The following is a 24,029-nucleotide window of genomic DNA, read 5'->3' as shown; positions in this document are numbered from 1 at the left end:
TGGCCGCGGCCGTGCTCCGGTGCCGCGGCCACCCCTGTCTCAGCGGTCGGCGCGGGCGTGCCAGCGGCCGTCGATGCGGGTGATGCGCACCGGGTGGTCGAAGCACTTGCTGATGTGGTCGCTGGTGATCACCTCGTCGACCTCGCCGGCGGCCAGGCAGAGGCCGTCGCGCAGCAGCATGGCGTGCGTGGTGCTGGCGGGCAGCTCCTCCAGGTGGTGGGTCACCAGCACGGTGGCCAGCTCCGGGTGCTCGGCGCGCAGGGTGTCGAGGCTGGTCAGCAGTTGTTCGCGGGCCGCCAGGTCGAGCCCGGTGGCCGGTTCGTCCAGCAGCAGCAGCCGGGGCTCGGGCATCAGGGCGCGGGCGATGAGGACGCGGCCCCGCTCCCCCTGCGACAGGGTGTCCCAGCGCGCCTGGGCCTTCTCGCTCATGCCGAGCGTGCTGATCAGCCGGTCGGCGTGCGCGGCCTGCTGCGGGGTGGGTTCCCAGCGCGGCATGACCTCGGTGGTGCCGGTGGCGCCGGTGAGCACCACCTCGCGCACGCGCAGCGGGCTGCGCAGCGGGTGGCGGGGGTTGACGTGGCCGACGGAGGAGCGCAGCCGCCGCATGTCGACCCGGCCGAGCTGGTGGCCGAGGACGCGCACGGTGCCGCGGGTGGGGTGGTTGACCGCGCCGAGCAGGCTCAGCAGCGTGGACTTGCCCGCGCCGTTGGCGCCGAGCAGGGCCCAGTGCTGGCCGGGGTGGACCTGCAGGGAGATCGACTGCAGCAAGCGGTTCCCGTCGCGGACGACGTCGACGTCGTCGACCTGCAGCACGGGGCCGGTGTCGGTGGGCCGGGAGTCGATCAACGGGGTGCCTTTCCGGTGCCTGCGGGGAGGCGCGGGCGGCGTGGTGCGGGGTCACCGGGCCAGCGCGGCGCGCGGGTGGGATGAGGCGGTGGCAGCACCCTAGCAACGGCTGGTCGCGGCTCCCGCGATGTGGGTTGGTTTGCCGAGGTGCGGGCGGGTCTGACTACGCTGGCCTGGCAGAGATCAGCACAGCGTGTTCTTCGAGGTCTTCATGCCACCACCTTCCGCGCACCCCGGCGCGCCGACGCTGGCCGACAGCGTGCGCCTGGCCGAGGACGGGGTGCACATCCTGGACCGCCGGGTGTTCCCGTTCGAGCACCGCTGGGTGCACGCCCGCACCGTCGACGAGGTCGCCGTGGCGATCGAGGACATGGTGACCCAGTCGTCCGGGCCCTACTTCGCGGTGCTGTGGGGCATGGTGCTGGCCGCCCGCGAGACCGTGGGGGACGACCCGGACACCGCGCGCAAGCGACTGGCGGCCGCCGGGGAGCGGTTGATCGCCACCCGCCCCACCAACGACCAGCCGCGCAAGGCCGTGGACTGGGTGATGGCGGCGGTGGCCGAGGCCGACGACGTGCCCGCGGCGGCGCTGGCCGGCGCGCAGGCCGGGGACGCCGACTACCGGCGCCGCAGCCGGGAGATGGGCCGCGCCGGGGCGCAGCTGCTGCCGCACCGCGCCCGGGTGCTCACCCACTGCTGGGGCGACCTGTACCTGCTGGGCCTGGTCGAGGCGCTGCTGGAGGCGGGCAAGCAGCCGTCGTTCATCTGCACCGAGACCCGCCCGTACTTGCAGGGCGCGCGGCTGACCGCGCACTCGCTGGCCGAGATGGGCGTGGAGGTCACGGTCGTCACCGACGCGATGCCCGCCTCGCTGCTGCGCGCCGGGGAGGTCGACGCGCTGGTGACCGCCAGCGACCGCGTCACCATGGACGGCCACGTGATCAACAAGGTGGGCACGCTGCAGCACGCGGTGGCCGCGCAGACCTTCGGGGTGCCGTTCCACGCGTTGTGCCACGCCCCGGACCCGCGGTCGGCGACCGGGGCGGACGTGCCGATCGAGTACCGCGACGGCCAGGAGGTGCTGCACACGCTGGGACAGCGCACCGCGACCGACCTGGTGCGGGGCCTGTACCCGGCGTTCGACGTCACCGAGCCGCGGTTCGTGACCACGGTGGTGACCGATCGCGGGGCGTTCCCGCCGGACCGGTTGTCGGAGTACTTCGGAGAGGAGTCGAGGTGAGCGTGCCCGTCACGGCCCGGTGGGTCGTGCTGGACATCGAGGGGACGATGACGGCCACCAGCCAGGTGCACGTGGTGCTCTACGACTACGCGCGGCCCCGGCTGGGCCCGTGGATCGACGAGCACCCCGACGACCCGGTGGTGCGCGAGGCCGTCGCGCAGGTCAAGGCCGAGGCGGGCCTGGACGCGGCGGCGGGCACCGCGGAGGTGGTGTCGGTGCTGCACTCGTGGATGGACGCCGACCGCAAGGCCACCCCGCTGAAGACGTTGCAGGGCCTGATCTGGTCCGAGGGCTACGCGCGCGGTGAGCTGACCACCGAGTGCTTCCCCGACGTGGTCCCGGCGCTGCGGCGGTGGCGGGAGCGCGGGGCGCAGCTGGCGGTGTTCTCCTCGGGGTCGGTGGCCGCGCAGGTGGCGTCGTTCTCCCACACCACCGAGGGTGACCTGCGGGAGCTGTTCTCCGGTCACTTCGACACGGTCAACGCCGGGCCGAAGAAGGAGCGCCCCTCCTACGAGGCGATCACCGAGCACCTGGAGGCCGAGCCGGGTGCGGTGGTGTTCCTCTCCGACGTGCCCGCGGAGCTGGACGCGGCGGCCGCAGCGGGCTGGCGCACCGTGGGCCTGGCGCGGCCCGGGGAACCGCACGCCGAGGCCGACTTCGGCGCGCACCCGGTGGTGTCGAGGTTCGACGAGGTGGAGCTCGAGGTGATCGCATGAGCACGGCGGTGGAGCAGGCCGGTGCGGCGCTGGCGGCCGAGTCGGCGCGGATGGCGGGGCTGGGCTGGATGCGCGGCACGTCGGGCAACCTGTCGATGACGTTGCAGCGGGACCCGCTGCGGCTGGCGGTGACCGCCAGCGGGCTGGACAAGGGTGAGCTGACCGCCTCGGACGTGGTGGTGGTCGACGAGGCGGGTGCGGCGGTGCCCGACCAGCCCCGCCCGGACCAGCGGCCGTCGGCGGAGGCCGGGCTGCACGCGCGGATCGCGGCGGTGGCCGGTGCCGGCGCGGTGGTGCACGTGCACATGCTGTCGGCGGTGCTGGCCGGGCACCGCTGGCCGGAGGGCGTGGTGCTGCGGGACCTGGAGATGCTCAAGGGCCTGGGGCGCCGCGACGACGACGTGGTCACGGTCCCGGTGATCCCCAACAGCCAGGACATGCGGGTGCTGGGTGATGCGTTCGAGGCGTCGTTCGACGCCGCGACACCGGCGGTGGTCGTGGCCCGTCACGGGTTGTACGTGTGGGGCCGGGACCTGGTGCAGGCCCGGCACCGCACGGAGTGCTTGGACTGGTTGTTCCAGTTCACCTTGGCCGCGAACGGATTCCAGGAGGCTGTGGCATGACGTTGCTGACCGTGTGGCCGGACACCGATCCCGGCACGGTGGAGGTGCGCACCGAGGACCCCGAGGAGATCGCCGCCGCGCTGAAGCCCTTCGGGGTGCGGTTCGAGCGCTGGGAGCTCAAGGAGCTGCCCGCGGAGGTCACCTCGGAGCAGGTGCTGGAGGCCTACCGCGCGGAGGTCGACCGGGTCATCGACTCCGAGGGCTACATCAAGGTCGACGCCGCGGTGATGGTGCCGCGCGACGACCCGCAGTGGGCCGAGCAGGCGCGGGTGGCGCGGGAGAAGTTCCTGTCCGAGCACACCCACGACGACGACGAGGACCGGTTCTTCGCCCGCGGTGCGGGGGTGTTCTACCTGCACCTGGACGACAAGGTGTACGCGGTGCTGTGCGAGGCGGGGGACCTGCTGAGCGTGCCGGCCAACACCACGCACTGGTTCGACATGGGCACCCGCCCGGACTTCGTGGCGATCCGGTTCTTCCACGACGAGGACGGCTGGGTGGGTGACTTCTGCGGCACCGACACCGCGGAGCGGTTCCCGTCCTTCGACGAGCTGGTGGCCTCGCGCTGACCTGTGTTCCGGGCGCCGGGTGCGGACTGCGTCCGCGCCCGGCGCTGCCGTGTGCGCGCTAGGTGGTGCGGGCGGGTCGTCGGGTGAGGTGGTGGGCGATGCCGTCGAGGTGGCGTTGCAGCCCGAACTCGAAGAGCTGGTCGAGGTCGAGGGTGATGTCGCTGGCGACGGTGGCGGCCAGGTGCGGGAAGCGGCCGGTGGCCATCAGGGCGTCGATCTCGGCGCGGTCGGTGTCCTGGCGCTGGCGGGTGGTCAGGCCGGTCTCGCGGGTGTACTCGTGCTCCAGGGAGCGGCTCAGGGCCATGCCGCCGACGTAGCCGTTGAGGCTGACGGCGATGTGCAGGGCGGTGCGCCGGGGCAGGCCGAGGCGGTCGAGGACGGCCAGCTGCCACTCGACGTGGGCCATGCCGGTGGGCAGCACGGGCGGGTCGGCCAGGGAGGTCAGGGCGATCGGGGCCAGCCAGGGGTGCCGCTGGTAGGTGGCCCAGTGCCGGCGGGCGAGCGTCTCGAGGCTGCGGCGCCAGCTGCGGCGGCTGGGTTCGGGCAGGGGGGTTTCGGCGAAGGCGGCGTCGGCCATCAGCCGCAGCAGTTCGTCCTTGTCGGGGACGTGCCGGTACAGCGACATGGTGCCGACGCCGAGTTCGGCGGCCACGCGGCGCATGGACACCGCGGCGCGGCCTTCGGCGTCGGCGAGGGTGATGGCCGCGCGCACGATGCGCCGCTGGTCGATGGGGGTGTCGGTGGCGCGGGTGGTGCGGCGCCGGGGTGTGGTGGGTTCGGCCACGACGGTGCCTGTGCCGGGGACGGGCTGGACGAGGCCTTCGCGGCGCAGGGCGGCGAGGGCTTTGGTGGCGGTGGCCATGGCCACGCCCCACTCGTCGGTGATCTGGCGGGTGGAGGGGACGCGGTCGCCGGGGCGCAGCCGGCCGGAGTCGATGCGGGCGCGGATGTCGGCGGCGATGCGCAGGTAGGGCGGTGGTGCGGCGGGCAACGCTCTCCTCTCGGTCGTCGTCGCACTAGTGCGCGTGCGGCGGGGAGCGTGGTGCACCACGCCGAACACCCGCTCGCACTAGTGCACTGCGAAGTCGTCCCCGCTGATCCTGCCTCATCACGACCGTCTTCCCCACCTCGGGCCGTACGGTGTACGCGTTCCTGGTACGGCGTGCGCGAGGAGGTTCGTGGTGAGCACGGTGGTGCGACCGGCGGTGCAGCGGTCGCCGGTGCGGTGGTGGCGGCGGCCGTGGGTGGGGCCGCTGGCGCTGGTGGCGGTGCTGTTCCTGGTGTACTCGCTGCCGCCCTACCTGACCGGGGACCCGGCGCTGTCGCGGGTGCAGGTCCCGTCCGGGGGCGTGGTGCACTACCCGCTGCTGGTGGGGCACGTGCTGTTCGGGGCGGTGGCGATGCTGACCTGCTGCTTTCAGGTGTGGCCGGCCTTCCGCGCCCGCTCTCCGCGGGCCCACCGCCTCATCGGGCGGGTCTACGTGGTCGCCGGGGTGCTGCCCGCGTCGGTGCTGGCGGTGCCGGTGGCGTTGTTCGCGCCGTTCGGTCCGGTGGCGGCGGTCAGCAACGTGCTGCTGGGCCTGCTGTGGTTCGGCTGCACGGTGGCGGGGTGGCGCGCGGCGCGGCAGCGCCGGTTCCGCCAGCACCGGCGGTGGATGGTCCGCTCGTTCGTGCTGACGATGTCCATCGTGACCAACCGCCTGTGGGGTCCGGTGTGGACGGTGGTGCTGGCGCCGCAGCTGCCGACGACCTTCGGCGGCGACGAGGCCTTCTTCGGCGCCACCGTGGCCGGGCTGACCACGTGGACGGGGTGGGTGCTGCCGCTGCTGGCGTGCCAGTGGTGGCTGGACCGCCGCACTCCCGCGGCGGCGCGGTGATCACCCCAGCTGGGCCTCCACCACGTCGGCACCGGCGGCCGCACCACCGCAGGAGCGGAGGGTCTGGCGCATCCGCTCGAGGTTGGCGCGGATACCGGTGTCGGCGGCGACCTCGTCCACCGCGGTGCGCAGCTGCTCGGCGGTGACGGTGGCCGGGTCCAGGCGGCGGCCGAGACCGAGCTCGTCGACGCGGGCGGCGTTGACGGCCTGCTCGGGCATCTGCGGGACGGCCACCAGCGGCACCCCGGCGTGCAGGGCCTCCATCGTGGAGTTCATGCCGGTGTGCGAGACGAACACGCTGGCGTGGCGCAGCACCGCCGGCTGCGGGAAGCTCGCGCGCACCTCGACGTTGTCCGGGATCGCCCCGAGCTCGGAAGCCTGGACCTGCTCGCCGATGGACATCGCCACCTGCCACGGGCTGTCGGCGAAGGCGCTCAGGCACGTCCGGTAGAAGTCGGGGCGGTCGTTGAAGGCGGTGCCCAGCGCGATGTAGAGCAGCGGCGCGTCGGCCCGGCGGGGCTGCCAGGGCTGCTGGTCGCGGTCGCCGAGCATCGGGCCGAGGAAGTGGTAGCGCCCGTCGAAGGTGTCCCCGGCGGGCTGGAACTCCCGCGGCACGAACACCAGGTTCGCCTCACCGGGCGGGGCCTGGAGCGGCAGCACCGGGCGCACACCGAGCTCGGCGGCGACCTCGTCGATGCGCTGGGACATCTCCTCGACGACCTCGCGGGGGAACCGCTGCCCTGCGCCCGGGACGGCCTCGCGCAGCGAGAAGTGCTCGTTGGAGGCCAGGCTGGGCTGCAGCACGACCGCGGGCACGTCGAGCTCCTCGGCGAGCATGCGCCCGTGCGGGGCCATCATGTCCGCGCACACCACGTCCGGCGGGTCGTCCCGGAAGTGCTTGCGCAGCAACGGGTAGCTGGTGCGCACGTCCTCGCAGAAGAAGTCCAGCACCATCCTGATGTGCTTGCCGTCCAGCGCGGTGTCCCGGCCCGGCTTGACCATCTCCGTGGGCAGTTCCACCACCTGCGCCCCGGTCCCGGCCACCTCCGGCGCCAGGGCGCGGCCCACCGCGTAGCTGACCCGGTGGCCGCGGCGCAGCAGTTCGGCCACCAGCGGCAGGGTCGGGTTGACGTGCCCGGCGGCGGGCAGGTTGACGAAGGCGACGTGGGCGTTCATGGGACCTCGGCACGGTACGGGGTGGCTGGCGCTTCCCCAGTATCCGGACGCCAGACCTCCGCCGCACGCCAGGACGATCTTCGCCACAGCCGGCACGACCGGTTCGTCCTCAGCGGTCCGGAACGCGCACCGCTCACGGGGTGGTGAGCACCAGCGGGCCGTCGGCGGTGATGGCGACGGTGTGCCCGACGTGGGCGGCGCGGCTGCCGTCGCCGCTGCGCATGGTCCAGCCGTTGTCATCGAGGTCGGTGGTGTCGCTGCCGCCGGCCAGCAGCACCGGTTCGACGGTCAGCACCACGCCGGGGCGCAGCGGCACACCGGTGCCGGGGTGGCCGTCGTTGGGCACCGGCGGGTGCTCGCGCAGGTCGCGGCCCACGCCGTGGCCGCCGAGCCCGGCGGGGACGCCGTAGCCGGCGCTGCGCCCGACCACACCGATGGCGTGGGAGAGGTCGCCGGTCCGGGCACCGGGGCGGGCGGCGGAGATGCCGTCGGCCAGGGCGTCGTCGGCGGTGCGCACCAGCGCGGTGTCACCGGGCTGGGCGGTGCCGACGATGACGGTGATCGCGGCGGCCGCGACCCAGCCGTGCAGGCGAGCGGCGCAGCTGACGCTGAGCAGGTCCCCGTCGGTCAGGCGGGTGTGGTCGGGGACGCCGCGGACGATCGCGTCGTTGACCGAGGTGCTGATCGCACCGGGGAACGGCTCGCGTGCCCGGCTGTGGTGGACCGGGTGCGCGCCGGCGTCGGTGAGGACGTCGCGGGCGAGGGCGTCGAGGTCGCGCAGCGCGGTGCCCACCTGGGCGTGGGCGCGCACGGTGTCCAGGGTGCGGGCGACGAGGTGACCGGTGGCGCGCAGGTCGTCGATCTCGGAGGCGGTCTTCAGCTCGATCACGGCGTGGGGGCTCCGGCGGGAACTGGCCCGATAACTATACCGATATTAGTATCACGGTCATGGTGCGTGAACCGCTCACCGAGCACGAGCTGCGCCGGGGCGAGCTGCTGGGCCAGGCCCTGCGGGACGCGCGCGGCCAGCGCAGCATGGTCGAGGTCGCCACCGCAGCCGGGATCTCCACCGAGACGCTGCGCAAGATCGAGAAGGGCCGCATCCCCACCCCGGCGTTCTTCACCGTCGCCGCCCTGGCCGACGCGGTGGGCCTGTCCCTCGACGAGCTGCGCCGCACGGTCGCCACCGGCCAGCAGTCACCACAGCACCGCATCCCCGCCTAGCCCGGCGCACCAGCCCCGCCACCGGACGCCCGCAGCGTCCTCGCGCGACGTCGTCGCCGGAACGCACCACCGGGGCGTGGGGCTGTTGCGCAGAACGGGTGTGATCGCGTGCGGAGATCGGGTGGCGTGGCGCCGTTCCGCCCTGCGAGGCCGGCACAGCCGTGACCCTGGGGTCATGAACGGCACGGTGCTGGCGTGGACAGGCGGTCTGGTCACGGTCGCCGCTTCCGGCGGCCTGGTCCTCTACTTCACCACCGTGGGCGGGTGGGAAGCCGCGAACCAGCGGGCCGGGGTCATCGGCCTGTTCGTCGCGATCGCCGGTCTCGTGGCCACCGTCTGGGGGATCGTCCGGCAGCGCCGGGCCGGCACGGGAGGCCAGCACGTCTCCGCCACCGCGGGATCGGTGTACCAGGTGCGCAACGCGGACGGCACGGTGCGGATCACCAGCAGCACCGCACCGGCCCCGCCCGCTGCGGCTCCCCCGCCACCGTCGGCACCGCCTCCTGAGGGGAGCCAGTCGGTGACGGGCTCGTTCTCCGGCCCGATCCACCAGATCGACGGCGCGAAGGACGTCGACCTCGACTAGCTCATGTCGCCCAGCTCCCGTCCGCGACGCCGACGCACCCACGCGCCCCAGTCCATCGACCGATCAACGGTCTGGGGCGACGTCTTCCAGGTCCAGAGCGACAACGTCGAGGTCCGGGGCGACGTCGTCCTCGCCACCGCCCCAGCACCCCAGCACCAGGCGATGCTGGGGTGGGCGCGGGCGCTCGCCGACTCGGTGCGGCGCCAGGAAGCCGACGTCCGCGTCCGCTTGCTCGCCGACGACGCCGCGCCGAAGGCGGCCGACCTGCAGTTCCAGCGGGCCGATCTCGAGCTGGTGCGCTGGCGCGACGACGGAGGCCCCGGCAGCGGGTCGCTGACGACCATCACCGACTTCTACCGGAGCCTGCACCGGGGCAGGCTCGTCGTGCTCGGGGACGCGGGAGCGGGCAAGACCGTGCTCGTGATGCAACTGCTGCTCGACCTGCTCGACGCGCAGGAACAGGTTCCCGACGAGCGCGGGTGCGGCGTCCCGGTGCGGCTCAGCCTGCCCTCCTTCGAAGATCCCCGCCTCGCCTCACCGGAGGTGCCCGCCACCACGGTGGCCGAGCTGCTGGACGAGTGGATCGTCCGCCAGATCTCCGGCGAGGCGCACCCGCTCAACCGCCGGCAGGCCCGGCAGCTGGTGCAGGCGGGGTGGGTGCTGCCGATCCTCGACGGCCTGGACGAGATGGACCCCGAGGGCCAGGACCCCACCCGCGCGCTAGCGGTGGTCCGGGCGCTCAACACCCCCGGCCACCACGCCCAGCAACCCGTGGTCGTCACCTGCCGCACCGACCTCTACCGCCGCCTGGAGCGGTCCGTCGGCGCCCTCACGCGCCGCGGGGAAGTGCCGGTGCTGCAGGACGCCACGGCGATCACCGTGCAGCCGCTCGACCCCGACCGCGTGCGCCAGCACCTGGCCTACCGGTTCCCCGCGCGCCGTCCGGGCGCCGAGGTCGAGGACCGGTGGCGCCCCGTCACCGCGCACGTGGCGGAGCACCCGGGCAGTCCGCTCGCCCGGCTGCTGCGCGAAACCACCGCGCAGTACCAGCGTCCGGGCGCCACCTACTCGGAGACCGACGTGCGGCAGTGGCTGGGCACCCTCGCCCGCCACCTCGCCCGGGACCGGCAGCGGGGCCGCTCGGGCACGGACTTCTACGCCCACCAGCTGTGGCGGGTGACGGGCAGCCGCCTGCCCCACGTGCTGTCGGTGGTGGTGCAGGGCGTGCTGACCACGCTGCTGGTGCTGCTGGCGTGGGTCCAGTACCACGGCAACACCGGGTACTGGGTCCCGCCGTACCCGGCCGGCCGGGCGCTCCTGGTGGCCGGGGTGGGCGTGATCGGCTGGGTGGTGGTGCGGTCGGGCAGGACCGCGGGCCGCCTGCGCGGGCTGGCGACCTCCCTGCTCCGCGGCTCCTCCGGGAGGACGCGGTTCCTGGTCGCGGTGGGCTGTCTCGTCGTCGGGCTGGCGATCAGCTCCGCATACGGCCTGTGGTTCAGCCAGGGGTACGGGCCGCGCATCGGCAACGCCTACGGGCTGGCGTTCGTCTCCGTCGCGCTGATCATCGCAGGCGAGTTCGCCGTGGCCCACCGGCCGGCGGCCGTCAGCCGGCCGAGCCAGTTGCTGCGGCGGGCGCTCGCCTTCCAGGTGGTGCTGCTGGCCTGCTACGGGCTGGCGGTCAGCGGCGCGTTCGGTGCGGCGAACCTGGCGGCCTACCCGTGGCTGTCCTGGACGGCGTTCTCCGACGGTGCGGTGTTCGGGCTGTGCGTGGGGCTGGCCATCGGCATCGGCCGGACCTGCGACTCGGCCTGGACGCTGTACGCGGCCGCGGTGGTCGTGCTGATCGCCCGCCACCAGTTCCCGCCCCGCCGGCTGGGGCCGTTCCTGGACTGGGCCTACGAAGCCGGGCTGCTGCGGCTGTCGGGGATCGCCATCCAGTTCCGCCACCACGCCCTGCAGGACTGGATCAGCCGGGACACCACACGCCCGGACACCGGACGCTGACCGTCCACACAGCACGATCGTCGGTCACGACCCGTGACCGCCCGCTCGCGGCCGGGTCCCGCGACGGAGATCACACTCGCCCGCTCCCGTGGTCGTACGCACCGGAAACGCCACGCGAAGCGCACACCCGGGGCGCGCGGGGGACACAGGAGGATGACGAATTCGCTACGATCTCGCCCGCAAGTCGGGGACAGCACGGCACCAACGCCACGAAGGAGTCATCGTTGCCAGCCGAGCACCCCGCCCTGCTGCGCCGCTGGTGGTGGCGCAGCCCGGTGGCCGTCAGGCTGCTGCCCGCCACCGCGCTGGTGGCCGCGACCGCCGCCGCGGGCCTCCACGCGCTGCCCTCGGGCCCGGACAAGCTCGCCCAGCCGGCGACCCCGCCCGCCGCGCCCGCACCCGCGGCGGCCGCCCCCACCACGACGGTGGCTCCGCCCACCACGACGGCGCCCACCAGCCCGACCACCAGCCCGCGACCGGCCACGTCCACCCCGAGCACCACCAGCCGCACCCCGGTCCCGACCGCACCCCCGACCACGGCCTCGACGACCCCGCGGCCGCCGGAGGCCCCACCCCCGCCGCCGCGCCCCCGACCCGACCACGACCAGCCGCGCCCCACCACGGCCCCGACCAGCACCTCCGACGACGACGACGACGAGGAGGAGGACGGGATCCCCGTGGTCAGGGAGAACCAGCGCTGCTCCGAAGAAGGCGCCGTCGCCCGCACCCCCAGCGGAGCGGCCGCCACATGTCGAACCGCCCCCGACGGCGAGCTGAGGTGGACCACACGATGGTGAACCCCGACACCGACCACACCCGCACCAGCGCCCTGCGCGTCCTCGAGAACGGGCCCCACGCGCCGCAGTGCCCGCACGGGCACGGGCCGCTGACCACCACCCCCGACGAGCACGCCCCCACCGGCGTCGCGCTGAGCTGCCCCACCTGCGGGCACCGCCGCGACACCGAGGTCTCCATGCTCACCAACCTGCTCAACCCCGGCGCGGCCCGCTTCGACACACCCCTGCGCACCGATCCCGCCCCGCCGCGCCGCGAACCTGCGGCACCGCCCGCGCACGACACCGAGGCCACCACCGAGATCGCCGCGATCAAGCTCGACGCCGCCCGCGAACCCCTCGGCAAGACCGCCGCGGAGACCACCCGCCTCGACGACACCGACGACTTCGACTTCCCCGACGAGCCCGCCCCACAGCCGCGCGGCCAGCGACCCGACGGCACCATCCGCACCACCGGCTGGCTGCAACTCGGCCGCACCCCCATCAGCTCCGCGTGGTGGGCCGCGCTGGCCGGCGCCGCCCCCGGGCTGGCGCTGATCGACCACGCCGCGTGGCTACCGATCGCGCTGCCCGCGCTGACCTGCACCGCCTGGTACGCCACCACCCGCTGGCTGCGACCGGCCTCGCCCGCGGTCAACCGCGAACGCCTCCGCGCCGACGAACTGCTGCCCGGCGACGCCATCCGCCTGCACGGGCCCATCGGCCCCGTCGGCATCGTCGAGCAGGTCACCCCCAGCACCGACGACCACGTCGTCGTGCACTTCACCGGCGGCACCCGGCAGACCCGGCGCGCCGACGCCACCTGCCACCTGGTGCGGCTGCGCGCCTAGGCGCTCTGCGCCGTCCCGGCCGTGCCGCCGACCACCGCGTCCGACCCGCTGGAGTCCTTCGGCGGCAGCAGCCCCGAGACGTCACCACCGGTGTCGTTGACCTTCAGCACGAACGGGCGCGTCTCGGTGTAGCGCACCACGCTCACCGAACACGGGTCGACCACGATCCGCTGGAAGGCGTCCAGGTGCATGCCCAGCGCGTCGGCCAGCACCGCCTTGATGACGTCGCCGTGCGTGCACGCCAGCCACACCTCGTCGTCGGCCAGCCGGCGGTCCCACGCCCGCACCGCGGCCACCGCCCGCGCCTGCACCTGCGCCAGGCCCTCACCGGCCGGGAACACCGCCGCCGACGGGTGCTGCTGCACCACCCGCCACAGCGGCTCCTGGGTCAACTCGCTGATCTTGCGGCCGGTCCACTCGCCGTAGTCGACCTCAGTCAGGTCCGGCTCCTCCACCGGCGCCAGCTCCCGCGCCCGCGCCAGCCCCGCGACCGTCTCCCGGCAGCGCTGCAGCGGCGAGACCACCACCTGCCGCAGCGGCACGCCCGCCAACCGGTCCACCAACCCGGCCGCTTGCCCCGCGCCGGTCTCGTCCAACCCCACACCGGCCGACCGGCCGGCCAGGATCCCCGAACCGTTCGCCGACGAACGCGCATGCCGCACCAAGAGAAGAGTCGCCACGTCCGCCGAGGGTAGGCCACCCCACCGCGACGCGGCCTCCGCCCACCCGCGCGGACCGACGACTCCGCCTCACGGCTGCATGACACCGGTGCCCAGCAGCGCGAACACCAGCAGCCCCAGCGCGATCCGGTACCACACGAACAGGTACACGCTGTGCCGCTGCACGAACCGCAGCAGCCACGCGATCACCGCGTAGCCCACCGCACCGGCCACCACCGTGGCCACCACCATCTGCGCCACCGACGGCTGCAGACCGTACGGGGACGGCTCGAACACGTGCGGGACCTCCGACAACCCCGCCGCGAACACCGCCGGGATCGCCAGCAGGAACGAGAACCGCACCGCCGTCGGCCGGTCCAGGCCCAGCGCCAGGCCCGCCGTGATCGTCCCCCCGGAGCGCGACACCCCCGGGACGAGCGCCAGCGACTGCGCCAGGCCCATCAGCGCACCATCGCGCAGCGTCAACCGCTGCTGGTCGCGCACCTGCCGCCCGAACCGCTCGGCCAACCCCAGCAGCACGCCGAAGACGACCAGCATCGCGCCGGTGACCCACAAGCTCCGCAGCGTCGAGCGGATCTGGTCCTGGAACAGCAACCCCAGCACCCCGATCGGGACGCTGCCCACGATCACGTACCAGGCCAGCCGGTAGTCCTGCGACCGCCGCACCTCGGCGTCGACCAGCCCGCGGAACCACACCGCCACCAGCCGCGCGATGTCCCGGGCGAAGTAGACGACCACCGCCAGCTCGGTGCCGATCTGCGTCACCGCCGTGAACGACGCACCCGCGTCGTCACCGAAGAACAGCTCCGACACGATCCGCAGGTGACCGGACGAGGAGATCGGCAGGAACTCGGTCAGCCCCTGGACCACGGCCAACACCACGGCCTGCAACCACGTCAACGCAACCCACTCCAGCCACAGTCGGCGACGACACCGGCACACCCCCGTCGACCAGGGGGAGGCCGAGGAGTCGCCCCGCATCTTGGCAGCCACCCCGACACCACCCGACCGGCACCCCGCCCCAGGTCAACCGCACTCCACCCGCACCGCCCGCACAACCCCCTGTGATCCGGCACACCGGCCAGACCCGCCGCCCCAGCCTCACCGACCCGCACCCCGGCAGCGAATACCCTCCCCACCGTGGAACACCGACAACTCGGCCGCAGCGGCCTCCGCGTCTCCCGCCTCGCCCTCGGCACCATGACCTGGGGACTCGACACCGACGCCGACCAGGCCGCCGAACAACTGTCGCTCTTCCACGACGCCGGCGGCACCCTCGTCGACACCGCCGACGTCTACCAGGACGGCCAGGCCGAGCAGATCCTCGGTGACCTGCTCACCCACCACGTCCCCCGCGACGAGATCGTCCTGGCCACCACCGCCGCCGCCCGCCGCAAGCCCGGCCCCTTCGGCGGCGGCGCCTCCCGCGGCTCCCTGCTCGCCGCCCTCGACGAGTCCCTGCGCCGCCTCGGCACCGACCACATCGACCTCTGGCAGGTCCACGCCTGGGACCCCGCCGTCCCCCTCGACGAGACCCTCGCCGCACTGGACACCGCCACCACCACCGGCCGCGTCCGCTACGCCGGCACCGCCAACTACGCGGGCTGGCAACTGGCCACCGCCGCCACCCACCAGCGCGCCCACCCCACCCGCACCCCGCTGGTCTCCACCCAGCACGAGTACTCCCTGCTCGAACGCGGCCCCGAACGCGAAGTCATCCCCGCCGCCCAGCACCACGGCATCGGCCTGCTCGCCTGGGCACCACTGGGCCGCGGCGTGCTCACCGGCAAGTACCGCAACGCCACCCCCGCCGACTCCCGCGGCGCCGGCCCCCTGGCCAGCTACGTCGAGCACCACCGCACCGAACGCGCCGCCCGCATCGTGCACGCCGTGCTCACCGCCGCCGAAGGACTCGGCACCTCACCCGCCCACGTCGCGCTCGCCTGGGTCCGCGACCGGCCCGGCGTCACCGCACCCGTCCTCGGCGCCCGCACCACCAGCCAGCTCAAGACCGCCCTCGCCGCCGAAGACCTCACCCTCCCACCCGCCATCCGCGCCGCCCTCGACGACATCAGCGCACCCACCGACACCCCGCCCCAACCCTGACCACACCGCACCCCGCGCACACCGATCAGGGATGCTGGAAGGCGAACCACCCGCCACCCGCGGGCCAGCACCACCCAAGGAGGGCCTCGTTGCGCCGTCTGGTCATCCCGTGCCTGATCGCCACCCTGCTCACCGGCTGCGCGACCGACCAAGCCAGCGACCCCCTCCAAGTCACCGACACCCTCGTCGCCGCCACGCCCGCCGCCTCACCCCCGGCGGCCACCGCGCCCGCAGGCACCGTCCACCCCGCACCGCCGGTCCAGCACACCGTCTACGACCCGACCACCCACACCCTCGTGCTGGCCAGCGGCCCCACGCTCACCCTCACCGACACCACCACCGGCGCCCAGCGGACCGCCACCCTGCCCAGCGCCCCCGCCGGGCTGCACCACGACCCCGGCACGCTCCTCGCCGCCCTGCCCGACAGCGACCAGATCGCCCGCGTCGACCTGGCCACCGCCGAGGTCCGCACCACACCCGTGCCGGGCGGGCCGCTGCACGCCGTCGACCTCGACGCCGAGCGCACCGCCGTCGCCCTGCGCACCCCCGCCACCGTCACCGTCCTGCGCGACGGCACCCGCACCGCCACCGCCGACGGCTTCCAGGACCCCGCCCAGCTGCTGCCCACCCCCCACGACGTCTACGTCCTCGACCGCCTCACCACCTCCGTCACCCCCGTCGACCCCGCCAACGGCAGCAAAGGCGCAGGTCTGCGCGCCGGCAGCGGCGCCACCAACGCCGTCACCGACCGCTACGGACGCATCCTCGCCATCGACACCCGCGGCCAGGAACTGCTCGCCTTCAGCACCGACCCCCTGGTGATGAAGCAGCGCTACCCCGTGCCCGGCAGCCCCTACGGCCTCGCCTACGACCCCACTCGCGACATAGCCTGGGTCACACTGACCGCGACCAACGAGGTCGTCGGTTACGACGTCGCCGGCGGCGAACCACGCGAACGCCACCGGCTGCCCACCATCAGCCAACCCAACAGCATCGCAGTCGACCCCCAGACCGGAACGCTCTACATCGCCTCCGCCAACGGCTCCGGATACCAGGTGGTGACACCATGACCACAACCTCGGAAGGAACCAGCACCGACACCGATTGGGAGTACCGGCCGCTGCGCCTCCCCCCAGGCGTCACCCGCCTGAGCGCAGCGGTGCAACTCAGCATCCACGCCGAGTTCTCCGGCTGGGAGCTCTCCCGCGTCCTGCTCTACTCCGACGGCACCCGCAAGGTCTGGCTCCGCCGCAAGCGCAACACCCCCGGGGTCCCCGAGCTGCTCACCTGAGACAGCCACGACGGTGCGCCGGGCGGGACCGCCCCGCCCGCGCGGCACCCCCTCCTGCCGGTGCCCTCACGGCACCCGCATCAACCACTCGCGCGTGGCGAACTTCGACTCGATCAACTCCTGCGCCCGCGCCCGCTCGGCGTCGGTCACCGGCCCGTCCACCAGACCGAACCGGTCCCGGAAGCCCGCGATCAACCGCTCGATCACCACCTCGCGCGCCAACCCCGTCTGCCGGCGCAGCGGATCGACCCGCTTCTTCGCGCTCGCCACGCCCTTGTCCGACAGCTTCTCCTTGCCGACCCGCAGCACCTCGCTCATCTTGTCCGCGTCGATGCTGTAGGACATGGTCACGTGGTGCAGCACCGCACCCGAGCCCAACCGCTTCTGCGCCGCGCCCCCGATCTTGCCCGCGTCCGAAGCGATGTCGTTCAACGGCTGGTACCACACGTTCAACCCCAGATCGCGCAGCACACCCAGCACCCAGTCGTCCAAGAACGCGTAGGACTCGGCGAAGCTCATCCCCGCCACCAGCGACGCCGGCGCGTACAGCGAGTAGGTCACCGTGTTGCCCGGCTCCACGAACATCGCCCCGCCACCGGTGATCCGCCGCACCACCTCGATGCCGTGCCGCCGCGCAGCCTCCAGGTCCACCTCGTTGCGCACCGACTGGAAGCTGCCGATGATCACCGACGGCGCGGCCCACTCCCAGAACCGCAGCGTGGGCGAGCGGCGTCCCGCCCCGACTTCCTCGGCCAGCACCTGGTCCAGGGCCATGTGCATCAACGGCGTCTGCGGCCCGTCGTGCACCAGCGCCCACTCGTGGTCGGTCCAGTCCGACGCCCGGGCCACCGCCCGCCGCACCGCCACCGCGACCGCGTCCGCGTCGAACCCCACCAGCCGCGCGCCCTCCGGCAGTCCCCGGTGGACCCGGGCGACCAGGTCCTCCGCCGCGGCGTCCACCGGCGCACCCGTCAGCGCGCCGTTGATCGCCTCCAGCGCCTCGTCCGGCTCCAGGAAGAAGTCACCGCTGACCCGCACCCCGGACAACCGGCCGTCCACCACGTCCAGGTCGACCACGACCAGCTTCCCGCCCGGGACCTTGTACTCACCGTGCACCGCACACCCCTGAGGATCGACGTCCGACACCGACAACATCGCACAAGCCCCGTCCACTCCCGCACCCCGGAGGCCACCACCGTGACCCGCACCGAACTGCTGCTCACCGGAGCCCGGCTCGCCGACGGCACCGGCTCCCCGCTGCGCCCCGCCGACGTCCTGGTCCGCGACGACCGCATCGCCGCCGTCGAACCACCCGGCACCTTCCCCGCCGACCTGCCGCGCCGAGACCTGACCGGCCTCGTGCTGGCCCCCGGGTTCATCGACGTCCACTCCCACGCCGACAACGCACCGCTGCTCCCGTACGACGACACCACCAAGATCCACCAGGGCGTCACCACCGAGGTCGTCGGCAACTGCGGCTTCAGCCTCGCCCCGCGCAGCCACCAGCACCACGACACCCTCGCCGGTCACCTGCAGCGGCTCTTCCCCTCCCTGGAGATCACCTGGACCGGGTTCCACGAGCTGTTCGCCGCCACCGACGCCGCCGGCTACGTCACCAACCACTGCCCACTGGTCGGCCACGGCACCCTGCGCATCGCCGCCACGGGCATGACCGACGCGGCCCCCGACGACGACGCCCGCCGCGCCATGCGCGCCGCGCTGGAAGAAGGCATGACCGCCGGTGCCTTCGGCCTGTCCAGTGGCCTGATCTACCCACCCGCCACCTTCGCCACCACCGACGAGCTGATCGACCTGGCCACCGTCCTCGGCGGCCACGGCCGCTACGTCACGCACGTGCGCGACGAGGGCGACCGGCTGCTGGACTCGATCGGCGAAGCCCTGCGCATCGGCGCGGTGGCCGGGCAGACCCACGTCTCGCACCTCAAGGTCACCGGCACCCGCAACTGGGGCAGCCTGCGCGCCGCGCTCGACGAGCTCGACCGCGCCCGCCAGCGCGGCCAGCAGGTCCACCAGGACGTCTACCCCTACACCGCCTCGTCCACCACGCTCACCGCGGTGCTGCCCGCGCACCACCTCACCGGCAGCACCGACGAGGTCCTCACCCGGCTGACCGACCCGGCCGTCCGCGACGAGATCGCCGCCGCGATCGCCGACACCACGCGCTGGGACCGCATCCTCCTCGCCGGCACCGCCAGCCACCGCCACGAGGGCCGCACCCTCGCCGAGATCGCCGACGACACCGGCAGCGACCCCGTCGACGCGCTCATCGACGTCCTGGTCAGCGAACGGCTGCGCGCCACGATGATCCACTTCAGCATGCACGAGGACGACCTCGCGCTCGCCCTGGCCGACCCGCACACCACGATCGGCTCCGACGGCCTGCCGCCCGGCACCGGCGGGACCCCGCACCCGCGGCTGACCGGGACCTTCCCCCGCGTCCTCGGCCGCTGGACCCGCGACCGCGGCGTGCTCACCCTGCCGGAGGCCGTGCACCGGATGACCGGGCTGCCCGCCCAGGTCTTCGACGTCCCCGACCGCGGTCTGATCGCCCCGGGCAAGGTCGCCGACCTCGTCGCCTTCGACCCGGCGACCGTCCGCGACCGCGGCGACTACCAGGACCCGATGCAGCAGCCCGAGGGGATCACCTGGGTCTGCCTGGGCGGCCGCACCGTCGTCGACGACGGCCGGTACGTGGGCTCCCGCAGCGGAACCCGCCTCACGCCGCGGAGCTGACCGCCCTCCAGGCGATCTCGTGGGTGCTCGGGTGTGGAATTCCTCGGTCGAGCAGTGCTTTTGGCTGCCACTGAAACGATCGAGACCACTGTGGATGATCCGCCTGCTCGGACGGGCGATTCCGATCAGCTCCCCAGCGGGTCGCGATGCGATCTCCACCAGCGAGAAGCACCATCAGACAATCGTTTCCGCGTCGAAAGGAGCCGGACATGACGATCTCCGACCCCCTCCCCGCCCAGCAGCGCTGGGACCCCGTCGACCCGGACCACGACGAACTGCTCATCCCCACCCAGGACCGCACCGAGCCCGACCCCGACGAGTTCGACGAGAGCCACCTGGTCCGCGGCTACGACTGACCCCGCCGCCCAACGGCGAGGACCTCGCCACCCGCGCCCACGCTAGAGTCGGCGCCGTGGACACCGGCGAGAACACCGAGCGGACCGGCCAGGAACTGACCGAGACCGCGATCATCGAGCACACCCAGGCCCTGCCCGGCGTCGTGGCCATCACCGCCGACGCCGCCAGCGGCGCCCCGGAGATCGCCTGGGGCGACACCTTCTTCCACCACGCCCCGGAAGGCCGCGACCCGGCCGACCGGGACCTCCCGTTCGCCACGATCGTCACCAAGGACTACCCCGGCTTCGACACCGAGTCCAAGCTGGACCGTCCGGGCATCTACCGCCTCAACGTCAACGTCGGCCGGGCCGAGTTCCAGCGCCTCCTCGGCCACACCCCCGCCGAGCACCCGGCCCACCACGACGAGCACGACTACAGCGCCGTGGACGAGGTCCTGCCCCACCCCGTCTACGCGCCCCAGGGGTGGATCTCGATCCTCAACCCGGGCCCGCGCACCGCTGAGCAGGCCCTGCAGCTGCTCACCGCGGCCCACGCCCGCGCGGCCCGGCGCCACCGCCCGGCCGACCGGTCCGAGCCGTGACACGGGGCCCACCGCCGACCACCGGCGGTGGGCCCCGACCATCACTCCACCAGCAGGTCCTCGATCGTGATCGGGATGTGGCGGACCCGGATCCCAGTGGCGTTGTAGACCGCGTTGGCCACCGCAGCCGCCACGCCGACCACGCCGATCTCACCCAGCCCCTTCGCCCCGACCGCGTTGTGCAGCGTGTCCGGGTACCGGACGAACTCGGCGTCGATCTCACCGACGTCGGCGTTGACCGGGACCAGGTAGCCGGCGAAGTCGCCGTTGGCCCACCGCCCGCTGTCGTCGACCTCCAGGACCTCGTGCAGCGCCGCCGACAGACCCCAGACCATCCCGCCCATCGCCTGGCTGCGCGCCGCCTTCTCGTTGATGATCCGACCGCAGTCGAACACCCCGAGCATCCGCGACACCCGCACCTCACGCGTCCAGCGGTGCACCCGCACCTCGCAGAACTGCGCGCCGAACGAGCTGAAGGAGTGCTTGGTCAGCTCCTCGCCCGGACCCGACGACCCGGTCGCCGACAGCGACTCCCGGCCCGCCGCCCGCAGCACCTCGCCGAAGGACATCGAACGCCCGTCCTCGGCCAGCACCCGCCCGTCCTCGTAGGACACCTCCGCACCCTCGAACGGCGCGCCCGGCGACGAGGCCAGGGCCAGCAGCGCATCGATCACCTCGGACGCGGCGACCATGAGCGCCGAGCCCGCGCTCGCGGTGGCCGTCGACCCACCGGACATCCCGCCCGGCGGGAACGCCGAATCGCCCAGCCGCGGCGTGACCCGCTCCACCGGGACGGCCAGCGACTCCGCACCCACCAGCGCCAGCACGGTGAGCAGACCGGTGCCCGGGTCCGCGCCGCTGGTCGACACCACCGCGGTGTCGTCCTCGCGCAGCGTGACCTCGACGGTGGCCGGGAACCGCAGCGCGGGGAACATCGCCGTGGCCACGCCCATGCCCACCAGCCAGTCCCCGTCCACCCGGCCGCGCGGCGACCGCTGCGCCCAGCCGAACCGCTGCGCACCGACCTGGAAGCACTCGTCGAGGTGCTTGCTGGACCACTGCAGGTCCTTGCCAGGTGGCGCGATCGAGCTGTTGCGCACCCGCAGCTCGATCGGATCCATGCCCAGCGCCACCGCCAGCTCGTCCATCGCACTCTCCAGCGCGAAGGAGCCCGGCGCCTCCCCCGGCGCCCGCATGAACGTCGTCGGCGGGAGGTTCAGCGGCACGATCCGCTGCGTGGCCTTCAGGTTCGGCGTGGCGTACCACTCCTGCGACGTCCCGCGCGTGGTCGGCTCCACGAAGGACCGGTTCGCATCGGTGCTGCACCAGGAGTCGTGCCGCACGGCGACCAGCGTGCCGTCCTCCGCCGCCCCGAGGGCGATCTCCTGCACCGTCGCCGCGCGCCCCGCCGTCGCGGTGAACACCTGCTCGCGGGTCAGCGCCGCCTTCACCGGCCGTCCCAGCGCGCGAGCCGCGGCCGCGGCCAGGAACGCCGGCGCCGACGTGCGCCCCTTGCCGCCGAAGGCCCCACCGACGAACGGGTTCACCGCCCGCACCGACGCAACGTCCACGCCCAGCGCCTGGGCCAGCTCGGTGGCCTGCAGGTCGGAGCCCTGGTTGCCGCTGTAGACGGTCAGCGCACCGCCCTCCCACACCGCGACCGCGGAGTGCGGCTCCATCGCGGCGTGGTGCTGCGGCGCGGTGCGGTAGGTCGCCTCCACCACCACGCTGCTGGCGGCCAGCGCGTCTGCGATGGACTCCACACCCTCGGCCAGGATCTCGACGTCCTCGGTGCCCGGCGCGGCCTCGGCCGACGCCAAGCCCTCCTCCAGCGACGTCGCCGCCGGCCGCTCGCGGTAGTCCACCTCGACCAGCATCGCCGCGTCCCGCGCCTGCTCGAAGGTCTCGGCGACCACGAACCCGATCGGCTGGCCGTAGTGGGTGACCTCCCGGTCCTGCAGCGGCACCCAGGTCTCACCGAACGCCGGCAGGGACGGGGTGTTCAGCTCCAGGGGGTCGAACGGCGTGTACACCGCGAGCACACCGGGTGCGCTCTTGGCCGCCGTGACGTCCACCGCCTCGATCTCACCGTGCGCGATGGTGCTGACCACGACGTACCCGTGCACCAGGCCCGGGAAGGCGTGGTCGGCCCCGTACTCGGCCCGTCCGGTGACCTTCAGCGGGCCGTCCAGCCGACTGGTCACAGGTCGCTCCCTCCGGTCAGTTCCAGCAGCGCGCGGACGATCGTCCGCTCCAGCAGCGGCACCTTGAAGCCGTTGTGGGACAACGGACGCGCCCCCTCGGCCGCCAGCGACGCCGCCCTCTCGAAGGACTCCCGCGTCGCCGGTGCGCCGCGCAGCGCGTCCTCGACGACGGGCAGCCGCCACGGCACCGTCGCCACCCCGCCGACCGCCACCCGCGCGTCGACCACGCGGGAGTCCTGCACCTCCAGCGCGACCGCGGCCGAGGCCAGGGCGAACTCGTAGGACTGCCGGTCGCGGACCTTGACGTAGGTCGAGCGCGATGCCCAGTCCAGCCGCGGCACCACGACCTCGCTGATCAGCTCACCGGGCCGCAGGTCCGTCTCCACCTCCGGCGTGTCCCCCGGCAGCCGGTAGAAGTCGGCAAGCCGGACCGCGCGGCTACCGCCGCTGCTGACCAGCCGCACCTCCGCGTCGAGCGCGACCAGCGCGACCGCCAGGTCGCTGGGGTGCGTGGCCACGCACGCGTCGCTGGTGCCCAGCACCGCGTGCATCCGGTTCGACCCCGTGATGGCCGGGCAGCCGCTGCCGGGCTCCCGGCGGTTGCACGGCGTGGCGACGTCGCGGAAGTAGGTGCAGCGGGTCCGCTGCATGAGGTTCCCGCCGATGCTGGCCATGTTCCGCAGCTGCTGCGACGCGCTCTGCAGCAGCGCCCGCGAGACCACCGGGTACACCCCGGGGTGCGCGGCCACGTCGCTCATCCGCTCCAGCGCACCGATCCGCAGCCCGTCGCTGGTGTCGATGCCCCGCAGCGGCAGCGCGTTGATGTCCACCACCTGGCTCGGCGTGAGGACGTTGAGCTTCATCAGGTCGACGAGCGTGGTCCCGCCGGCCAAGGGCGTGCCCGGCTCGGCGAGGGCCTCCTCCACCGTCGCCGGTGCCGTCAGGTCAAAGGGCCGCATGCATCCGCCTCGCTTGGTCGACTGCCGCGACGATGTTCGGGTAGGCCGCGCAGCGGCAGAGGTTGCCGGACATGAACTCGCGGACGTCCTCGACGTCCTGCTCGACCGCCGCGACGGCCGACATGATCTGCCCGGAAGTGCAGAACCCGCACTGCAGGGCGTCCTGGTCGACGAAGGCCTGCTGGACGGGGTGCAGCTGCCCGTCCTCGGAGGACAGGCCCTCCACGGTCGTCACCGGCTGCTTCACGGTCGCAGCCAAGGTCAGGCACGAGAGCACGGGCCGACCGCCGACGTGCACGGTGCAGGCACCGCACTGCCCGCGGTCGCAGCCCTTCTTCGGGCCGGTCAGGCCGAGCCGCTCCCGGAGCGCGTCCAGGAGCGTCACGCCGGGATCGACGCTGAGCCGCTCGGTCGTGCCGTTGATGTCGATCTCGATGTCCACTGGATCCCTTTCCCGCGGAATGGCCCGCGGCGGAGTGGGGTTGACGTGGGATGGGTAGAACGGGGAGGACTCCGGACCCGATGCGGTCCGGGTCACACCGAAGACGTTAGCGGATAACTATCCGCTTCGCAAACGCGGCCCCCGCCACCACCGTGGTCCCCGTGTCCCGTG

Annotated in this window: 26 protein-coding genes; 16 read left to right on the top strand and 10 right to left on the bottom strand. The window is 73.6% G+C overall.

Annotated features, from left to right (window positions below; genetic code table 11):
• Positions 1–39: 39 nt before the first annotated feature.
• A complete protein-coding gene (locus tag HNR68_RS16335; RefSeq protein WP_179722019.1) occupies positions 40–846 on the bottom strand; it encodes an ABC transporter ATP-binding protein in 807 nt (268 codons plus the stop codon).
• A 211-nt stretch (positions 847–1,057) separates the two neighbouring features.
• Between HNR68_RS16335 and HNR68_RS16330 the strand changes: the two genes are divergently transcribed.
• The 4 genes from HNR68_RS16330 to HNR68_RS16315 are packed head-to-tail and all read left to right on the top strand — an operon-like array spanning position 1,058 to position 3,994.
• Positions 1,058–2,086 (top strand): s-methyl-5-thioribose-1-phosphate isomerase, encoded by a 1,029-nt coding sequence (locus tag HNR68_RS16330; protein WP_179725109.1) that lies wholly within the window; start codon positions 1,058–1,060, stop codon positions 2,084–2,086.
• Positions 2,083–2,802, top strand: coding sequence for an acireductone synthase (gene mtnC / locus HNR68_RS16325; RefSeq protein WP_179722016.1), 720 nt, complete (start codon positions 2,083–2,085; stop codon positions 2,800–2,802). The genes HNR68_RS16330 and mtnC overlap by 4 nt, the downstream gene beginning before the upstream one ends.
• Complete coding sequence (mtnB, locus tag HNR68_RS16320) at positions 2,799–3,425, top strand: methylthioribulose 1-phosphate dehydratase (protein WP_179722013.1); 627 nt, start codon at positions 2,799–2,801, stop codon at positions 3,423–3,425. The genes mtnC and mtnB overlap by 4 nt, the downstream gene beginning before the upstream one ends.
• Complete coding sequence (locus HNR68_RS16315) at positions 3,422–3,994, top strand: 1,2-dihydroxy-3-keto-5-methylthiopentene dioxygenase (protein WP_179722011.1); 573 nt, start codon at positions 3,422–3,424, stop codon at positions 3,992–3,994. Before mtnB ends, HNR68_RS16315 begins: the two co-directional genes overlap by 4 nt.
• Positions 3,995–4,052: 58 nt before the next feature.
• On the opposite strand, the gene HNR68_RS16310 is transcribed toward HNR68_RS16315, so the two are convergent.
• Positions 4,053–4,985 carry a TetR/AcrR family transcriptional regulator C-terminal domain-containing protein gene (locus HNR68_RS16310; RefSeq protein ID WP_179722009.1) on the bottom strand — a complete coding sequence of 311 codons (933 nt, stop codon included), beginning with the start codon at positions 4,983–4,985 and terminating at the stop codon, positions 4,053–4,055.
• Between the two features lie 190 nt (positions 4,986–5,175).
• Here HNR68_RS16310 and HNR68_RS16305 point away from each other — a divergent pair, with 190 nt between their 5' ends.
• Positions 5,176–5,871, top strand: a complete 696-nt coding sequence (locus HNR68_RS16305; protein ID WP_179722007.1) for a DUF2306 domain-containing protein — start codon at positions 5,176–5,178, stop codon at positions 5,869–5,871.
• Here the strand turns inward: HNR68_RS16305 and HNR68_RS16300 are convergent, their stop codons facing one another.
• Together HNR68_RS16300 and map are read right to left on the bottom strand one after the other, a co-directional pair.
• Complete coding sequence (locus HNR68_RS16300) at positions 5,872–7,047, bottom strand: macrolide family glycosyltransferase (RefSeq protein WP_179722004.1); 1,176 nt, start codon at positions 7,045–7,047, stop codon at positions 5,872–5,874. It abuts the gene before it with no gap.
• Between the two features lie 133 nt (positions 7,048–7,180).
• A complete protein-coding gene (gene map / locus HNR68_RS16295) occupies positions 7,181–7,936 on the bottom strand; it encodes a type I methionyl aminopeptidase (protein ID WP_179722001.1) in 756 nt (251 codons plus the stop codon).
• A gap of 59 nt (positions 7,937–7,995) precedes the next feature.
• Between map and HNR68_RS16290 the strand changes: the two genes are divergently transcribed.
• From HNR68_RS16290 to HNR68_RS16270, 5 genes are all read left to right on the top strand, one after another.
• The gene (locus HNR68_RS16290) at positions 7,996–8,271 is read left to right on the top strand and encodes a helix-turn-helix domain-containing protein (protein WP_179721998.1); all 276 of its coding nucleotides are present in this window, start codon (positions 7,996–7,998) and stop codon (positions 8,269–8,271) included.
• Positions 8,272–8,446: 175 nt separating this feature from the next.
• Positions 8,447–8,857, top strand: coding sequence for a hypothetical protein (locus HNR68_RS16285; protein ID WP_179721995.1), 411 nt, complete (start codon positions 8,447–8,449; stop codon positions 8,855–8,857).
• Between the two features lie 3 nt (positions 8,858–8,860).
• On the top strand, positions 8,861–10,861 hold the full coding sequence (locus tag HNR68_RS16280; protein WP_179721991.1) for an NACHT domain-containing protein: 2,001 nt from the start codon (positions 8,861–8,863) through the stop codon (positions 10,859–10,861).
• Positions 10,862–11,085: 224 nt separating this feature from the next.
• Positions 11,086–11,658 (top strand): hypothetical protein, encoded by a 573-nt coding sequence (locus tag HNR68_RS16275; RefSeq protein ID WP_179721988.1) that lies wholly within the window; start codon positions 11,086–11,088, stop codon positions 11,656–11,658.
• On the top strand, positions 11,652–12,485 hold the full coding sequence (locus HNR68_RS16270; RefSeq protein WP_179721986.1) for a hypothetical protein: 834 nt from the start codon (positions 11,652–11,654) through the stop codon (positions 12,483–12,485). The genes HNR68_RS16275 and HNR68_RS16270 overlap by 7 nt, the downstream gene beginning before the upstream one ends.
• Here the strand turns inward: HNR68_RS16270 and HNR68_RS16265 are convergent.
• The gene (locus HNR68_RS16265; RefSeq protein WP_179721983.1) at positions 12,482–13,165 is read right to left on the bottom strand and encodes an MSMEG_4193 family putative phosphomutase; all 684 of its coding nucleotides are present in this window, start codon (positions 13,163–13,165) and stop codon (positions 12,482–12,484) included. The genes HNR68_RS16270 and HNR68_RS16265 overlap by 4 nt on opposite strands.
• A 69-nt stretch (positions 13,166–13,234) precedes the next feature.
• Complete coding sequence (locus HNR68_RS16260; protein ID WP_246330464.1) at positions 13,235–14,065, bottom strand: undecaprenyl-diphosphate phosphatase; 831 nt, start codon at positions 14,063–14,065, stop codon at positions 13,235–13,237.
• 240 nt (positions 14,066–14,305) lie between these two features.
• Here HNR68_RS16260 and HNR68_RS16255 point away from each other — a divergent pair, with 240 nt between their 5' ends.
• From HNR68_RS16255 to HNR68_RS16245, 3 genes are all read left to right on the top strand, one after another.
• Positions 14,306–15,271: an aldo/keto reductase gene (locus tag HNR68_RS16255; RefSeq protein ID WP_179721980.1), complete on the top strand. Its 966-nt coding sequence runs from the start codon at positions 14,306–14,308 to the stop codon at positions 15,269–15,271.
• 89 nt (positions 15,272–15,360) lie between these two features.
• Positions 15,361–16,341, top strand: a complete 981-nt coding sequence (locus HNR68_RS27220) for a YncE family protein (RefSeq protein ID WP_179721978.1) — start codon at positions 15,361–15,363, stop codon at positions 16,339–16,341.
• Positions 16,338–16,562 (top strand): DUF5703 family protein, encoded by a 225-nt coding sequence (locus HNR68_RS16245; protein WP_179721976.1) that lies wholly within the window; start codon positions 16,338–16,340, stop codon positions 16,560–16,562. The genes HNR68_RS27220 and HNR68_RS16245 overlap by 4 nt, the downstream gene beginning before the upstream one ends.
• A gap of 66 nt (positions 16,563–16,628) precedes the next feature.
• Here HNR68_RS16245 and lplAB read toward each other — a convergent pair whose 3' ends face one another.
• Positions 16,629–17,678: a lipoate-protein ligase LplAB gene (gene lplAB / locus HNR68_RS16240; RefSeq protein ID WP_179721974.1), complete on the bottom strand. Its 1,050-nt coding sequence runs from the start codon at positions 17,676–17,678 to the stop codon at positions 16,629–16,631.
• Between the two features lie 81 nt (positions 17,679–17,759).
• Between lplAB and HNR68_RS16235 the strand changes: the two genes are divergently transcribed.
• The 3 genes from HNR68_RS16235 to HNR68_RS16225 all read left to right on the top strand — a co-directional run bounded on the left by HNR68_RS16235 (position 17,760) and on the right by HNR68_RS16225 (position 20,253).
• On the top strand, positions 17,760–19,316 hold the full coding sequence (locus HNR68_RS16235) for an N-acyl-D-amino-acid deacylase family protein (RefSeq protein ID WP_343050181.1): 1,557 nt from the start codon (positions 17,760–17,762) through the stop codon (positions 19,314–19,316).
• A 209-nt stretch (positions 19,317–19,525) separates the two neighbouring features.
• Positions 19,526–19,672, top strand: a complete 147-nt coding sequence (locus HNR68_RS16230) for a hypothetical protein (RefSeq protein WP_179721972.1) — start codon at positions 19,526–19,528, stop codon at positions 19,670–19,672.
• A gap of 56 nt (positions 19,673–19,728) precedes the next feature.
• On the top strand, positions 19,729–20,253 hold the full coding sequence (locus tag HNR68_RS16225) for a DUF6194 family protein (RefSeq protein ID WP_218888323.1): 525 nt from the start codon (positions 19,729–19,731) through the stop codon (positions 20,251–20,253).
• A 41-nt stretch (positions 20,254–20,294) separates the two neighbouring features.
• On the opposite strand, the gene HNR68_RS16220 is transcribed toward HNR68_RS16225, so the two are convergent.
• From HNR68_RS16220 to HNR68_RS16210, 3 genes are read right to left on the bottom strand one after another with little or no spacing between them, the layout of a single operon-like run.
• Positions 20,295–22,457 carry a molybdopterin cofactor-binding domain-containing protein gene (locus HNR68_RS16220; RefSeq protein ID WP_179721970.1) on the bottom strand — a complete coding sequence of 721 codons (2,163 nt, stop codon included), beginning with the start codon at positions 22,455–22,457 and terminating at the stop codon, positions 20,295–20,297.
• A complete protein-coding gene (locus HNR68_RS16215) occupies positions 22,454–23,416 on the bottom strand; it encodes an FAD binding domain-containing protein (protein WP_179721968.1) in 963 nt (320 codons plus the stop codon). The genes HNR68_RS16220 and HNR68_RS16215 overlap by 4 nt, the downstream gene beginning before the upstream one ends.
• Positions 23,403–23,858, bottom strand: coding sequence for a 2Fe-2S iron-sulfur cluster-binding protein (locus HNR68_RS16210; RefSeq protein WP_179721965.1), 456 nt, complete (start codon positions 23,856–23,858; stop codon positions 23,403–23,405). The genes HNR68_RS16215 and HNR68_RS16210 overlap by 14 nt, the downstream gene beginning before the upstream one ends.
• Between the last annotated feature and the right edge of the window lie 171 nt (positions 23,859–24,029).

It is taken from the genome of Saccharopolyspora hordei (genome assembly GCF_013410345.1).
Lineage (GTDB): Bacteria > Actinomycetota > Actinomycetes > Mycobacteriales > Pseudonocardiaceae > Saccharopolyspora > Saccharopolyspora hordei.
The sequence above is the reverse complement of the archived record's forward strand: the minus strand, read 5'-3'. Positions and strand labels throughout refer to the sequence as shown.

Excerpts from the sequence above, each read along its gene's own strand:
- HNR68_RS16330 (WP_179725109.1), top strand. The coding sequence starts at position 1,058 with ATGCCACCACCTTCCGCGCACCCCGGCGCGCCGACGCTGGCCGACAGC.
- mtnB (WP_179722013.1), top strand. The coding sequence starts at position 2,799 with ATGAGCACGGCGGTGGAGCAGGCCGGTGCGGCGCTGGCGGCCGAGTCG.
- HNR68_RS16315 (WP_179722011.1), top strand. The coding sequence starts at position 3,422 with ATGACGTTGCTGACCGTGTGGCCGGACACCGATCCCGGCACGGTGGAG.
- HNR68_RS16300 (WP_179722004.1), bottom strand. The coding sequence starts at position 7,047 with ATGAACGCCCACGTCGCCTTCGTCAACCTGCCCGCCGCCGGGCACGTC.
- HNR68_RS16290 (WP_179721998.1), top strand. The coding sequence starts at position 7,996 with ATGGTGCGTGAACCGCTCACCGAGCACGAGCTGCGCCGGGGCGAGCTG.
- HNR68_RS16285 (WP_179721995.1), top strand. The coding sequence starts at position 8,447 with ATGAACGGCACGGTGCTGGCGTGGACAGGCGGTCTGGTCACGGTCGCC.
- HNR68_RS16280 (WP_179721991.1), top strand. The coding sequence starts at position 8,861 with ATGTCGCCCAGCTCCCGTCCGCGACGCCGACGCACCCACGCGCCCCAG.
- HNR68_RS16270 (WP_179721986.1), top strand. The coding sequence starts at position 11,652 with ATGGTGAACCCCGACACCGACCACACCCGCACCAGCGCCCTGCGCGTC.
- HNR68_RS16245 (WP_179721976.1), top strand. The coding sequence starts at position 16,338 with ATGACCACAACCTCGGAAGGAACCAGCACCGACACCGATTGGGAGTAC.
- HNR68_RS16230 (WP_179721972.1), top strand. The coding sequence starts at position 19,526 with ATGACGATCTCCGACCCCCTCCCCGCCCAGCAGCGCTGGGACCCCGTC.
- HNR68_RS16215 (WP_179721968.1), bottom strand. The coding sequence starts at position 23,416 with ATGCGGCCCTTTGACCTGACGGCACCGGCGACGGTGGAGGAGGCCCTC.